The organism is Thermococcus sp. 9N3, assembly GCF_012027685.1.
GTDB classification, from domain to species: Archaea; Methanobacteriota_B; Thermococci; order Thermococcales; family Thermococcaceae; genus Thermococcus; species Thermococcus nautili.
In genome coordinates this window covers 322,590-335,386 of record NZ_SNUV01000001.1, presented here as the reverse complement: position 1 = coordinate 335,386, position 12,797 = coordinate 322,590, and the positions used below count along the sequence as shown (strand labels likewise).

Genomic DNA, 12,797 nt, shown 5'->3' with positions numbered 1-12,797 from the left:
GAGGCTAAAGGTTCATAAAGGTTTAGGCCAACCTTAAAGGGGTGGGATGATGGGCCGGTTAATCTCGATTGCGAGCGGGAAGGGTGGAACCGGGAAAACGACCACCACCGCGAACCTTTCTATAGCACTCGGCAAGATGGGCTACAAGGTTCTGGCGATTGACGCTGACCTAACGATGGCGAACCTGAGCCTTGTTATGGGAATAGACGACGCCGAGACGACGATTCATGACGTTCTGGCCGGAACGGCCCAGATTAATGATGCAATCTACGCGACGAGCTACGATAACGTTTACCTCGTTCCTGCTGCCGTTGACTGGGAACACGTCATAAGGGCCGACCCAAGGCGATTGCCTGGCACGATAAAGCCCCTCAAGCCCCACTACGACTTCATCATCATTGATTGTCCCGCGGGACTCCAGATGGATGCGATGAACGCGATGATGAGCGGGGAGGAGGTAATCCTAGTCACGAACCCGGAAATCTCGTGCATAACCGACACCATGAAGGTTGGAATCGTCCTCAAAAAGGCTGGTCTAGCCGTTCTCGGCTTCGTCCTGAACCGCTACGGCAGGAGCGACAACGACATTCCGCCGGACGTTGCCGAGGAGGTCATGGAGGTCCCGCTTTTGGTTGTCGTCCCGGAGGACCCGAAGGTCAGGGAGGCGACGCTTGAGGGAGTCCCCGTCGTCGAGTATGCCCCCGACTCCGACGGCGCAAAGGCCTTCTACGAGCTGGCCGAGACGGTCGTGAGGATAGCGGGCTTCAAGGCGAGGGTGATGGGATGATTCTGGCCTTCATAGGCACCGCGGGGAGCGGGAAGACAACCCTAACGGCCGAGTTCGGAAAGTATCTTGAGGAGAACGGCTACTCGGTCTCGTACGTCAACCTCGACACGGGCGTTAGAAAGCTCCCCTACCGGCCAGACGTCGATGTGCGCGACGACGTGACCGCGTGGGAGCTCATGGAAGAAGGTTTGGGCCCCAACGGGGCGATAGTCAGGAGCTACGACCTCCTCGTTCCGAAGGTCAATGACTACGCCGAAAGAATCAGGGAGCTCGACGGGAGAAGCGACTACGTTCTCATAGATACCCCCGGCCAGATGGAGACCTTCCTCTTCCACGAGTTCGGGGTAAAGCTGATGGAGGCCTTCCCCGACGCCCTGGGTGTATACCTCTTCTCACCGGAGATACTGAGGAAGCCGACCGACTTCTGCTTCGCACTCTTCTTCGGCCTCATGATAGACCTCAGGCTCGGAATAACGACCGTTCCGGCGCTGAGCAAAATAGACACGGCCAGCGTTGACGAGCTGAGGAAGTACCTCGACGACGTTGAGTATTTAACCGCGAGGCTCAAGCTCGAACCTTCAACCCAGGGGCTTTTGGCGTACAAGCTCTGCTCAACGCTTCCGGAGCTGGCCCCGCCGACGAGGGTTCTCTACCTCTCGGCCAAAACGAGGGAAGGCTTTGACGAACTTGAGACGGTGGCTTATGAGCATTACTGCACCTGTGGAGACCTGACGTGAACGGGCGTTCAAGGAACGCTCTTTTCCCTGCAAACTCTCCCAAGTGGGAAGGGCGAAGGCTTTTCTCCTCCCCCGCGAAGGAAGATGGGTGAGAGCATGTGCCTTATCGCCGGTGGAATCGGTGAGGTCAGGGAGAGGCTCATAAGGATGGCCTTAGCCGGAAAACACCGCGGGCCAGACAGCTTCGGCGTCTGGACGGATGAGGGGGTTCTCAAATCAAGCGACTTCTCAAGGCTGAGCGAGATTCCAGAAGGAAAAATAGGCATCCTCCAGTGCAGATTAGCTATGACAGGCTCAAAAACCTTCACACAGCCCTTCGTTAACGAGTTAGCGCTGGTGCACAATGGCGAAATCTACAATCACATCCAGATTCGGAATTTCCTTGAGGGGAAGGGCGTTTCCTTTGAGAGCGACGTTGACACGGAGGTAATACTTCGCCTAATCGAGTTTTTGAAGGAAAGGGGTTTGAGCTTCCCCCACGCAGTCAAGGAGGCGATGCGCTGGCTTGAGGGCGACTACGCGGTGGCCTTCTCCGACGGAGAGAGGATTTACCTGTTCAGGGACCCGATGGGAATAAGACCCCTCTACTTCTCGCCCAACGGCTTCTTCGCCAGCGAGAAGAAGGTTCTCTGGGCGATTGGGGAGAAAGCAATTCCGGTCGAACCCGGCGAGCTCGTCGTTCTGGGAGAAGGAATCAGGCGCGCGAGGCTGTTCTCACTGGAGTGCCTGAAGGGAAAGCCCCTTGCCGGGGAGAGCGTTCTAAGGGGACTCGAAAACGTCCTTGACTACGCGGTAAAGCTTAGAAGCGCCCAAAGGACGGGGATACTCTTCTCCGGCGGGCTCGACAGCACGCTAATTGCCCACCTCGCTTCAAGACATTCGGACGTTGTTCTATACACCGCCGGAACAGAGGACAGTCCTGACCTGGAGTGGGCGAGGAAAGTGGCAGATTACTTCGGCTGGGAGCTGAGGGAGAGGGTTTTCGACTTGGACGACGTGGAAGAGGCCATCAAAAAGGTCATCTTCGCCATAGAGGAACCGAACCCGATGAACCTCACCATAGGGGTTCCCCTTTACTTCGCCACCGGGCTCGCTAAAAGGGACGGTGTAAAGGTTCTCCTGAGCGGACAGGGGGCAGACGAGCTCTTCGGAGGCTACGCGAAGTACATCGAGAGGCCCGAACTTATGTGGGAGGACCTGCTCAACATAGCCGAGCGGAACCTCGCGCGCGACGACAAGATAGCGATGCTCAACGAGGTCGAAGGACGCTTCCCGTTCCTCTCGCTCCCGGTCGTCGGCATAGCCCTGAGAACCCCTGGCGAGCTCAAGATATCCGGAGGGGAGAGAAAGGTAGTCCTCAGGAGGCTCGCTTTAAGGCTCGGAGTCCCGGAGTGGATAGCAAACAGGGAGAAGAAGGCCATGCAGTACGGTAGCAGGGCGCAGAAGCTCCTTGAAAAGCTCGCGAAGAGGGAAGGGCTCTCGCTAAGAGAATTTGCCGAAAGGCTCTTCCGCGAGACATTTCCAAACGCTTTTTAACTCCCTTTTCCAATCCCGGCACATGAGAATCCTCATGGTCGGCCACTATCCACCGCACGGCGGGGGCGTTGCGAGGCACCTTGACAACCTCGTCCGGGAGTTGAGAAAGAGACACGAGGTTCACGTTCTCACCTACGGCCCGGTCGAGCCGAGGGACTTCGAGAGGGAATTGGTTCATCAGGTCAGGGTTCCGCCGGTTTACGGGCTGAGGGGGACGAGCTTCGCGTTTTTAGGTGCGAGGAAGATAGTAAAACTCCACCGGCGCTTCGGGTTCGACATAATTCACGCCCACTTCGTTGGAACGACCAGCTTCGCCGGGGTTCTGGCGAAAGAACGGCTTAACCTTCCGCTCGTCGTTACCGCCCACGGGAGCGATTTAGAACACACTGCAAAGCTAACCCTCGGCCGGCTTTACGTTAGAAAAAGCCTCGAAAGGGCGGACGCTGTTATAGCGGTCAGCCACTACCTTGCTAAGCTCGCCCAGAGACTTGGAGCAAAAAACGTCAGGGTAATCCCCAACGGCGTTGAAGGGCTGGAGGAAATTCCGGCGGAGAGAAAGTACATCACCTTCCTCGGGGCGCTCAGGGAGTACAAGTCGCCCGAAACCTTCATCGAGCTCGCGAGGCACTTTCCGGGGGAAGAGTTCCTCGTCGTTGGCGACGGCCCGCTGAGAAAGAAGCTTGAAGAGAAAGCCCCGGACAACGTCCGCTTCCTTGGATACAGGAAGGATGTAAACAGAATCCTGTCAGAGAGCAGGCTACTCGTCCTCCCCTCGAAGAGAGAAGGCTTCGGCCTCGTGATTTTGGAAGCCAACTCCCTCGGTGTTCCGGTCGTTGGAAGGCGCGTTAGTGCCGTTCCAGAGCTGATACGCGAGGGGAAGAACGGGCTGACCTTCGAGAGCTTTGACGAGCTCGTTGAGGCAGTGAGAACGCTCCTCGAGCCGAAGGTGAACCGGAAGGCAGGGGCAATTGGAAGGCGCGTCGCCCGGTTCTACTCAGGGAAGAAGGTCGCGATTGAGGTTGAAGCCCTTTACGAGTCCCTCACGGGATAGGTTTTTAACGGCTTTTTTAGGGATTTCCACGGGTGAGAGCATGACGATTGTGATAAACATGCGAGACGGTCTGGACGAGAGGAAGATTAAGGTCGCTGGGAGGCTCATCATAGAGGGAAAGCTGGTCGCGTTTCCAACGGAGACGGTTTACGGACTCGGTGCAGATGCGCTGAACGAAAACGCCGTGAGGAGGATTTTTGAAGCCAAGGGCAGGCCCGCTGATAATCCGCTCATAGTCCACATCGCAGATTTCAAAGACCTGAAGAAGCTCGCGAGGGAGATTCCAGAGGAGGCCAAGCTCCTGGCGGAGAAGTTTTGGCCGGGGCCCCTAACCATGGTCCTGCCGAAGAGGGAAGAGGTTCCGCTCGTTACTACCGGTGGACTCGACACGGTTGCGGTGAGAATGCCGGCCCATCCGATAGCGCTCGCACTGATAAGGGCCAGCACGCCTATCGCGGCGCCTTCCGCCAACATAAGCGGGAAGCCGAGTCCCACCCTGGCAGAGCACGTGGTCGATGACTTCTACGGTAGGATAGAGGCGATAATCGACGGCGGGCCAACGTGGGTGGGTGTCGAGTCGACGGTGATAGACCTCAGCTCAGAGAGGCCGACGCTCCTCAGGCCCGGTGGTTTACCGCTGGAGGAGATTGAGAGGGTCATCGGCCCGGTCGAGATTCACCCGGCCGTTAAGGGGAAGGCCGTTGACCTCGCGAGGGCGCCGGGAATGAAGTACAGGCACTACTCGCCGAACGCCCCGGTTGTGGTGGTCGAGGGGCCGAGGGAGAGGGTCAGGGAAAAGATTGAGGAACTCGTTGCGGAGTACCGCTCGAAGGGCTACCGCGTGGGGGTAATGGCCACCGAGGAGTTCGAGGCCGACGAGTTCTTTCACCTTGGGGAAACCCTTGAGGACGTTGCCAGAAACCTGTTCAGGGCCCTTAGGGAGCTCGACAGGCGCGGAGTTGACGTCATAATCGCCGAGGGAGTTGAAGAGCGGGGCTTGGGCTTAGCCGTCATGAACAGGCTGAGAAAGGCTTCGGGTTACCGAATAATTCGCGCTTAGGCAACGCTTAAATATTGCTTTCGATTAAATCAACCCGATTCGAGTGGGCGGGGTGAGGACTTTGATTTCGCCGGGTATTGACTCTTCACCTGAAGAACTTGAGGAGCTCGGGTTCAAATACGTAGATGAGGGTAAAGCCAAGGAAGGGCTTAAACTAATCCTTCGGGCGGCCAAGGGGTACGAGGCGAGAGGAGATAAGGAGAACGCCGCGAGACTGTACCGTTATCTGGGTTACTTCCTTGCCAAGCGGGCTGGAATCGAGAAGGCTAGGCCTTCGCTCCTCAAGAGTGCTTACCTCTACATAGACCTCATCGAGGAGGAGATTTCCAAGCCAGAGGTAGACATAGACGTCCTCGACGATTACTGCTTCAGCGTTCTTGAGGTCTTCGCTACCCTCAACGACACCCGCTTGCTTGGCAAGTACGCACTGGAGTTCGCCAGCATCTACGAGGACCTCGGAAACTCCTATGAGGAGGCGAGCGACATACCACTCGCAATAAGGGCTTACGAGTCAGCGTTCCGCTATTACAGGCTGGCGGGCTCTGAGGAAGAAGCAAGAAAGGTCGCCGAGAAGCTCATAAGCCTCTACGGCCAGATTGCCGAGGCAAAGCTCGGAGAGGGGGACGCGGGCGCGGCGGCAGATGCGTTTTACGAACTGGCCCGTTACACTAAGGTAATATTCGGTTACGACGCCCACTTCAAGGAGATGATGGACACCGCCGCGAAGAACTACGAGAGGGCCAGCAAGCTGGCGTACTCCGAAGGAGACCTTGACGGAACCACCAGTTACCTCGTTAAGGCCCAGTACGCTTACCTGCTCGCGGGCAACAGCGGGAGGGCAAAGCTGATAGGCATCAACACCATAAGGATGCTCAACCAGGTCGTCAGTGCTCACCGCGCGTCCGGAGACGATAAGATGGCATCGCACAAGCTCATGGAGGTCACCGAGGCACTAATAGGCGTTGGAAAGGTTGAGGAAGCGATGAACGCCTACAAGAGCGCCCTCGAGCTGATGAGCGGACTTCACCACAGAACCCGCGTGAGGCTCGCGGTTGCGAAGGTCTACGCCTCTCAGAAAGGCTCCGCGGAGGTTCTTGATGAAGTTGACGTGGTGGAGTTCCACCTGAAGAAGAACAATCTCCCCAAGGCCTTTGAGGTCGCTGACAAGATACTAGAAAAGAGAGACGAACTGGCGGAGATAAGAAGGAAAATACTCGAGGCAGAGGGCATCACTGAGTTCTGAGCTCGGCCCTCGGAATTGGGACGTGGTAGGGAAGGCGCATCTCCTTTGCTATTACTACCAGCATCGGAGTAAGCTCCATTGAGAGGAAGTTAACGACCTCAACGAGCAGAACGGAGTCCAGCTTCTTTTCGTCCTCCCATGCTGTAAGTATGTCATCAATCTTGTCCTTCTGGGGAGGCATGTAGAGTATTGCCCCTTTCACAGAGGCCCTGGCAATCTGGGGATTGTACTCGACCTGGAAGTCGAAAAGAACCTCGATTCCGTTCATCTTCCCGGTCGGAGTCCTTATTTCACCGAGGCGAAGTTCCTCGATTTTCGGAGAGAGCTTGACCTCAATCTGCCCTGGGGGAATGTTCGACGTCAGCTTTTCCATCTCAACCTTCGTTATGTTGTAGCCCAACACCGGCATCTTCTTTCACCACCCCGAAGTCAACAGAGCTGTATAAAACGATATCGGTAGGCCTTTAAAAGTTCCCGCCGAAGTTGCACCGATGCCGAGGGAAAAGGTTGTCCGTGTCTGGGACGAGAGGGAAATAGTGTACACGCCCAAGAGGTGGCGCTACCTCTGGGAGAAGCGCGAGAAGGCTTTGAAGATAATGGAGCGTCTGGCACAGTTCGACCCCCTGCTCTACGGGAGCGTCGCGAGGGGCGACGTGAGAAGGGACAGCGACATAGACATCTTCATTCCGATTAGGGTTCCGAGCTACCTCATAGAGCTGGCCCTCGAAGGGCTCGTGAGGAGAAGGAAGATAGTCATGGCAACTCCGTGGCACCTGATAAAGGGAGTGATTGAGATTGATGAAGAAACGACCGTGACGTTTCCACTCATCGAGCCGACCGACAGGGAGCTGGACTTCTACCGCTGGGGAGGGGCCGTTGATTTGTGGGGTGTCAAAACTAAGGAGCGCGTTCCGGGAGTAAATAAGAAGCTGATTCTGATAATTCCCACCGAGAGGGGCCACATCGAGCGCGAAGTCGTTGGAAGGGAGAGCGAGGTCGCCAGAACCCTCGGCGTTAGCGTTGACATAGTTACGGAGCGCGTCCACGTCCTCACGAGAAGGGACGCGATTGGAAGGACAGGCATCTACCTCAACGAGGAGGTTCCGGACTGGATGACCTTCGAGGAGGCCTTGAAGATAATCGCAGACCGCGACCCGAACGTCAGGAGGAAGGTGAGGGAGCGGGGAGGGGTTTAGCGCAGAAGCCACTCGTGGAGCGGGACAACCTCAATCCGTTTTCCGTTCAACTCAACGCTCCCCTTATCCGCGAAGGTAACGACCGTGAGCCTTTCGGCATCGGTTCTTTTCACGGCTTTCGCGAGCGCTCCAAGCTCACGCTCCCTGTTGAGCGGGTGAAGTTCGTAGCTAACCTGAATCAGCTCGTCTCCAGCGAGGAAATCCACCTCCCAGCCGTCGCCGGGGACGTAAAACAAATCCTCCCCCGGCTCAAAGCCCCTCCTGAGGAGCTCGACCATGACGAGGTTTTCAAGCAACCTCCCCCTGTCCCGGACACCCATAATTCTGAGCAGGCCGTTATCAACGAGGTAAGGCTTGAAGCCGAGCAGTTCAGCCTTCTTATAGGACTTCACGTAAGGGGGAAGGCGGAGCAGTATGAAGGCATCGCTCAGGTATTCAAGGTAATCCGCAACCGTCCCCTTGCCTATCGAGATTCCGAGACTCTTCATCGTCGAATACGCTTTTGTGAGCGTGAGGTGGCTTGAGCGGGCGAGGATTTTGAGGAGCAAACGTAAAGCGGAGACGTTTCTAACATCCCAGCGCTCCACGATGTCGCGGTATATTGCGAGGTCGAGGATTTCCTTCAGGACTTCAATCCTCATGTGGGGGTTGAGCACGGCCTCGGGGTAGCCCCCCACTCCAGGTACTCCCCAAGAAGCGCCCTGAGGCGGGCCTTTTCGGCGCTCGAAATGTAGCGCTTGAACTGGAATCCCCTGGCCTTCAGGAACTCGCGGAACGAGAAGGGAAAGACGCGAACTGCTACGGAACGCCCTCTCAGCTGGGTCGCTATCTCTTTCGAAAGGAGCTTTGAGGAGGAGCCAGAGACAAAGACCCTGTGACCTGTGTCAAGAAGATATCGAACGAAGCGCTCCCAGCCCTCAACGGCCTGAACCTCGTCGAGGAAGAGGTAGAACTTTTCTCCTCCCATCTCCCTCAGAACTTCGAGCAGGGTCATCAGGTCATCAAGGGAAGCTCCAACGAGCCTTGGGTCCTCAAGGTTCACGTAGGCAATGCTCTCCTCGGGGACGCCCTCGGACTTAAGCCCCTCCATAATCTGGCGCATGAGGTAGGTCTTCCCCACCCTCCTCGGCCCGATTATCGCCACCGCCATCTGGGTGTTGGGAAGTTTAACCTCGATTTCCCGCTCTATGCCCTCGAAGGGAAGCGAATGGTAATCGAGAACGACCTCGGCCCAGGTTTCCCTCTCAATCATGACCCATCATGGACTACATACAGTACAACCCTTTATAAGCCCTTGTACTGTACGCCGTCCAAGAAGCGCGAGACTACGAGCAAACAAAAGAAGAAAGGGATTCAGCCCTGACAGCACTTCTCCTTCATGCTCGCGGGCAGAATCTCCTTGAAGCCCGTGTACTTCCAGAGGGCCTTCGGGAGCTTTACAACGCCCTCCTCAGTCTGGTGGTTCTCGAGTATGGCAACGATTGCCCTCGACGTCGCTATCGCCGTCGAGTTCAGCGTGTGGACGAACTTCGGCTTCTCGTGAGTCTTGTCGCGGAAGCGGATGTTCAAGCGCCTCGCCTGCCAGTCGGTACAGTTGCTCGCCGAAACGACCTCCCTGAACTTGCCCTGTCCGGCCATCCAGGCCTCGATGTCGTACTTTTTAGCCGCTACGTAGCCCAGGTCGCCGGTGCAGATGTTGACAACCCTGTAAGGAATCTCAAGCTCCTGGAATATCTCCTCGGCGTTGGCTATGAGCTTCTCGTGCCACTCCCAGCTCTCCTCCGGGCGGGAATAGACGAACTGCTCGACCTTGTGGAACTGGTGAACGCGGAAGATTCCCTTCGTGTCCTTTCCAGCCGTTCCGGCCTCCTTACGGAAGCAGGGGCTAACGCCGACGTAGAGGAGCGGTAAGTCCTTGCCGTCGAGGATTTCGTTGGCGTGCATGCCCGCTAACGGGTGCTCTGCCGTCGGAATCAGGTAGAGGTCCTCGCCCTCAACCTTGTATATGACGTCTTCAAAGTCCTCGAAGGTGGTGGCACCTTCCTCGACGAAGCGGCGCACCATGTAGGGCGGGACAACCGGCGTGAAGCCCTTCTCGATGAGCTTGTCGAGGGCGAAGCGGATTAAGGCCAAATCCAGTATTACCAGTTCGTTGAGGAGGTAGTAGAACCTCGCACCGCTCACCTTCGCGGCCCTCTCGAGGTCCGCACCGCGGAGGAGCTCAAGCATGTCAACGTGGAGCCTCGGCCTCCAGCTCAAAACCTCGTACTCCATCTTTCCGAGGCTCTGCTCCTTGAAGGTCTCAAGGAAGCCCTCCCAGACCTTGGCCTTGCCCCAGAACCTAATCGGCACGTTGTCCTCGTCGCTTTCACCAACCGGAACGCTCTCGTGGGTGATGTTGGGCAAACGCCACAGGTAGTAGTCGATTTTCTTCTTCAGGGCCTCAACTTCTTTCTCAAGCTCCTCAATCTGCTTCACTATCTCGTTGCTCCTCGCGAGGAGGTCGTCTATCGGCTCTCCAGCCTTCTTGCGCTTGCCTATCTGTATGGCAAGCTGGTTGCGCTCCTTCCTGAGCTGGTTGATTTTCTTCAGGTTCTCGCGCCACTTCCTGTCGAGTTCAAGGATTTCGTCAATCCATTTGACCTTCTCGGTTTCGCCCCTCTTGATGAGGTCCTTCTTGACGACCTCGGGCTTTTCGCGGATGAGCTTTATGTCGAGCATAGCCAACACCTAACCAAAGAACGGGGAGGCCTTTAAAAAAGGTTTCCTAAGCTACACAACCACCTACACAAAAGCGCTATAAGAGCGCGCGCCGAAGTCCTCAGAGGGGCCGGCGCGATGAAGGTGGCTTACTCGTCGCTTCTCCACAGGTACGAGCGCCTCTACGAGAGGGCCCTTGAGGAGGGCAACGCGGGAAAGGCGCGTTTCTTCGCCCTCCAGTGCGCCGGCCTCTTAAGGAAGCTCGCATCCGAGGAGTTGCAGTTCTCGCACTACTACCTCAAGCTGGCCGAGGACTGGGAGCGGAAGGCAGAGAACGTTGAGGTGGACGTTAAAAAGCGCTCGAACGGGGTTGAGAGGCTAATCACAAGCTCCAACGTAACCTGGGAGGACGTTGGGGGCTTGAGAGAAGCGAAGAAGCTTTTAGCTCAAGCCGTCGGAATGACGATGGCGAAGGTTCCCGGGGGCTTCAAGCCCTGGAAGGGCGTTCTCCTCTTCGGCCCGCCGGGGACGGGAAAAACGCTCCTTGCAAAGGCCCTCGCCGGCAGTATGAAGGCCACCTTCATAGGCGTCAAGGTCAGCGACGTTCTCAGCAAGTACTTCGGAGAGTCAAGCAAGATAGCGTCGTCAATCTACGCCCTCGCGAGGCAGAAGGCTCCAAGCGTCGTTTTCATAGACGAGTTCGATGCGCTCGCAATGAAGCGCTCCTCGATGGAGGACGCCGGGCGGAGGCTCCTGGGAACAATTTTGGCCGAGATGGATGGCTTTCAGGATTCCGAGGGGGTAATCACGCTCGCCTCGACTAACGCACCCTGGGACCTCGACGAGGCCATGCTCTCTCGCTTCCCGCTTCGGATTTACGTGCCACTGCCGGATGAAGAAGGCGCGCGAGAAATCTTCGCGATTCACCTGCGGGGGCTTCCCCTAAGGGTAACGCTGGAATCCCTGGCTAGGGTGGCGGTAAAAAGACTCTACTCGGGAAGGGAGATAGCGAACGCCTGCACCTTTGCGGTTCTCCACATGCTGGAGGAGATGAACCCCGAGCTGAGCGACCCCCTAAAGGTGGGCTCGATAGCGGGGAAGGAACTCACGATAAGGCCCCTTGAGGCTAAGGACTTCCGCTACGCGTTCAAAAGGGTGAAGAGCCCCGTTAAGAGGGAACTGCTGAAGAAATACGAAAGGTGGGCGAGGGAGTACGGCGTTTAGCCAAAGAATGTAACCTCAACCTCTTCCCCGGCCTCAAGTATCTCCACGTTCTCCGGAACCTCAATGAAGCCGTCCGCATCAATGAAGCTCGTGACGGCACCGCTCCCCTTGAGTATCGGAACGGCCTTCTCGCCCTCAATCCTCACCGGGAGGAACTGCCTCCTGCCCTTCACCGAGAAGACCTTGTGGGCGAGCCTCTTTTTGACCTTCCTGACCTCGCTCTCCCTTCCGATGAGCCTCCTCAGGAGCGGGGCGACGAGCAGGGTGAAGTTCGTCAGACAGCTCGTCGGGTAGCCGGGGAGGCCGAAGACCGGTTTTCCGTCTATCAAGCCGATTATCGTCGGCTTTCCTGGCTGAATCGCTATGCCGTGTATCTTAACCTCACCGAGTTCCTCGATTATCGAGCTGGTCAAATCCCTTATCCCACCGCTCGCGCCACCGCTGAGGAGCACGATGTCACAGCACTCAACGCCCTTCTCTATCAGGGCCTTCAGGCTCTCTCGGTCGTCCTTCGCTATGCCGAGGAAAACCGCTTCACCTCCAAGCTCCTTGACGGCGTCGGCTATGGCCCTCCCGTTGATGTCGTAAATCTGGCCCGGCTTCAGCCCCTCGCCCGGGAGAACCAGCTCGTTGCCCGTGCTTATGACGGCCACCTTCGGTTTCCTGAAGACCGGAACCTCGGCAAGTCCAACGGCAGATAGAAGGGCGGTCTCCTTGAAGCCGAGCCTCGTCCCGCGCTTCAGGAGGGGCTTGCCCTTGGGTATGTCGGCTCCGGCTTTCATGACACCGAGACCGGGATAGGCGGGCTTGTAGATGATTACCTCGTCGCCGTCCCGGTCAACGTCCTCGAACTGTATCACAGCATCGGCACCCTTTGGTAGGGGCGCTCCGGTTGAGATGTATACGCTCTCGCCGGGCTTCAGCTCGAAGTCTGGAGAGTCGCCCGCGTTCACCTCGCCGGTTACCTTAAGCCTGACGGGCTCGCTCTCGCTCGCCATGAAGGTGTCCTCTGCCCTAACCGCGTAGCCGTCAACGGTTGCCCTGTCAAAGGGGGGCACGTTTATCGGCGAAACGATATCTTCTGCAAGAACCCTGCCGAGGGCTTCGCCCAGCGGAACCCTCTCGACCTTTGGTTCGAGCGGGAAGGAGTCTATGACCTCAAGGGCCTTTTCAAGGGGCACGACTTTGAGGAACGCCATTCTATCACCGGGAGAAAAGAAAAGTCTTGGCGTATAAATGGGTTGCGTAAACGAGAACGTTTAA

General features: G+C 57.0%; 13 protein-coding genes. 8 read left to right on the top strand and 5 right to left on the bottom strand.

What is annotated here, in order from left to right:
* Nucleotides 1-49: 49 nt before the first annotated feature.
* From minD to E3E30_RS01800, 6 genes are all read left to right on the top strand, one after another.
* A complete protein-coding gene (gene minD / locus E3E30_RS01825; RefSeq protein WP_042690266.1) occupies nt 50-787 on the top strand; it encodes a cell division ATPase MinD in 738 nt (245 codons plus the stop codon).
* Nucleotides 784-1,524: an ATP/GTP-binding protein gene (locus E3E30_RS01820; RefSeq protein ID WP_042690269.1), complete on the top strand. Its 741-nt coding sequence runs from the start codon at nt 784-786 to the stop codon at nt 1,522-1,524. Before minD ends, E3E30_RS01820 begins: the two co-directional genes overlap by 4 nt.
* A 96-nt stretch (nt 1,525-1,620) precedes the next feature.
* Nucleotides 1,621-3,060 (top strand): asparagine synthase (glutamine-hydrolyzing), encoded by a 1,440-nt coding sequence (asnB, locus tag E3E30_RS01815; RefSeq protein WP_167728873.1) that lies wholly within the window; start codon nt 1,621-1,623, stop codon nt 3,058-3,060.
* Between the two features lie 22 nt (nt 3,061-3,082).
* Entirely contained in the window at nt 3,083-4,111 is a 1,029-nt protein-coding gene (locus E3E30_RS01810; RefSeq protein WP_167728234.1) for a glycosyltransferase family 4 protein, read from the top strand.
* Between the two features lie 40 nt (nt 4,112-4,151).
* On the top strand, nt 4,152-5,171 hold the full coding sequence (locus tag E3E30_RS01805; protein ID WP_167728233.1) for an L-threonylcarbamoyladenylate synthase: 1,020 nt from the start codon (nt 4,152-4,154) through the stop codon (nt 5,169-5,171).
* 61 nt (nt 5,172-5,232) lie between these two features.
* The gene (locus E3E30_RS01800) at nt 5,233-6,414 is read left to right on the top strand and encodes a hypothetical protein (RefSeq protein ID WP_167728232.1); all 1,182 of its coding nucleotides are present in this window, start codon (nt 5,233-5,235) and stop codon (nt 6,412-6,414) included.
* On the opposite strand, the gene E3E30_RS01795 is transcribed toward E3E30_RS01800, so the two are convergent.
* On the bottom strand, nt 6,401-6,823 hold the full coding sequence (locus E3E30_RS01795; RefSeq protein WP_042690282.1) for a hypothetical protein: 423 nt from the start codon (nt 6,821-6,823) through the stop codon (nt 6,401-6,403). The two genes, E3E30_RS01800 and E3E30_RS01795, sit on opposite strands and share 14 nt — an antisense overlap.
* An 82-nt stretch (nt 6,824-6,905) precedes the next feature.
* On the opposite strand from E3E30_RS01795, the gene E3E30_RS01790 reads away from it, so the two are divergent.
* Complete coding sequence (locus E3E30_RS01790; RefSeq protein ID WP_167728231.1) at nt 6,906-7,610, top strand: nucleotidyltransferase domain-containing protein; 705 nt, start codon at nt 6,906-6,908, stop codon at nt 7,608-7,610.
* Here the strand turns inward: E3E30_RS01790 and E3E30_RS11305 are convergent.
* The 3 genes from E3E30_RS11305 to serS all read right to left on the bottom strand — a co-directional run bounded on the left by E3E30_RS11305 (nt 7,607) and on the right by serS (nt 10,331).
* On the bottom strand, nt 7,607-8,287 hold the full coding sequence (locus E3E30_RS11305) for a DUF4143 domain-containing protein (protein WP_346765888.1): 681 nt from the start codon (nt 8,285-8,287) through the stop codon (nt 7,607-7,609). The genes E3E30_RS01790 and E3E30_RS11305 overlap by 4 nt on opposite strands.
* The gene (locus tag E3E30_RS11300; protein WP_240922500.1) at nt 8,248-8,862 is read right to left on the bottom strand and encodes an AAA family ATPase; all 615 of its coding nucleotides are present in this window, start codon (nt 8,860-8,862) and stop codon (nt 8,248-8,250) included. Before E3E30_RS11300 ends, E3E30_RS11305 begins: the two co-directional genes overlap by 40 nt.
* Before the next feature lie 101 nt (nt 8,863-8,963).
* Nucleotides 8,964-10,331: a serine--tRNA ligase gene (serS, locus tag E3E30_RS01780; RefSeq protein ID WP_042690290.1), complete on the bottom strand. Its 1,368-nt coding sequence runs from the start codon at nt 10,329-10,331 to the stop codon at nt 8,964-8,966.
* A gap of 117 nt (nt 10,332-10,448) precedes the next feature.
* Between serS and E3E30_RS01775 the strand changes: the two genes are divergently transcribed.
* Complete coding sequence (locus E3E30_RS01775) at nt 10,449-11,534, top strand: ATP-binding protein (protein ID WP_167728230.1); 1,086 nt, start codon at nt 10,449-10,451, stop codon at nt 11,532-11,534.
* Here E3E30_RS01775 and glp read toward each other — a convergent pair.
* Nucleotides 11,531-12,733 carry a gephyrin-like molybdotransferase Glp gene (glp, locus tag E3E30_RS01770; protein ID WP_167728229.1) on the bottom strand — a complete coding sequence of 401 codons (1,203 nt, stop codon included), beginning with the start codon at nt 12,731-12,733 and terminating at the stop codon, nt 11,531-11,533. The two genes, E3E30_RS01775 and glp, sit on opposite strands and share 4 nt — an antisense overlap.
* Between the last annotated feature and the right edge of the window lie 64 nt (nt 12,734-12,797).

What these genes read in the sequence shown, in the direction of transcription:
- E3E30_RS11300 (WP_240922500.1), bottom strand. Translation starts at nt 8,862, where the DNA reads ATGATTGAGAGGGAAACCTGGGCCGAGGTCGTTCTCGATTACCATTCG.
- glp (WP_167728229.1), bottom strand. Translation starts at nt 12,733, where the DNA reads ATGGCGTTCCTCAAAGTCGTGCCCCTTGAAAAGGCCCTTGAGGTCATA.
- E3E30_RS01790 (WP_167728231.1), top strand. Translation starts at nt 6,906, where the DNA reads ATGCCGAGGGAAAAGGTTGTCCGTGTCTGGGACGAGAGGGAAATAGTG.
- asnB (WP_167728873.1), top strand. Translation starts at nt 1,621, where the DNA reads ATGTGCCTTATCGCCGGTGGAATCGGTGAGGTCAGGGAGAGGCTCATA.
- E3E30_RS01775 (WP_167728230.1), top strand. Translation starts at nt 10,449, where the DNA reads ATGAAGGTGGCTTACTCGTCGCTTCTCCACAGGTACGAGCGCCTCTAC.
- E3E30_RS01795 (WP_042690282.1), bottom strand. Translation starts at nt 6,823, where the DNA reads ATGCCGGTGTTGGGCTACAACATAACGAAGGTTGAGATGGAAAAGCTG.
- E3E30_RS01820 (WP_042690269.1), top strand. Translation starts at nt 784, where the DNA reads ATGATTCTGGCCTTCATAGGCACCGCGGGGAGCGGGAAGACAACCCTA.
- serS (WP_042690290.1), bottom strand. Translation starts at nt 10,331, where the DNA reads ATGCTCGACATAAAGCTCATCCGCGAAAAGCCCGAGGTCGTCAAGAAG.
- E3E30_RS01805 (WP_167728233.1), top strand. Translation starts at nt 4,152, where the DNA reads ATGACGATTGTGATAAACATGCGAGACGGTCTGGACGAGAGGAAGATT.
- minD (WP_042690266.1), top strand. Translation starts at nt 50, where the DNA reads ATGGGCCGGTTAATCTCGATTGCGAGCGGGAAGGGTGGAACCGGGAAA.
- E3E30_RS01810 (WP_167728234.1), top strand. Translation starts at nt 3,083, where the DNA reads ATGAGAATCCTCATGGTCGGCCACTATCCACCGCACGGCGGGGGCGTT.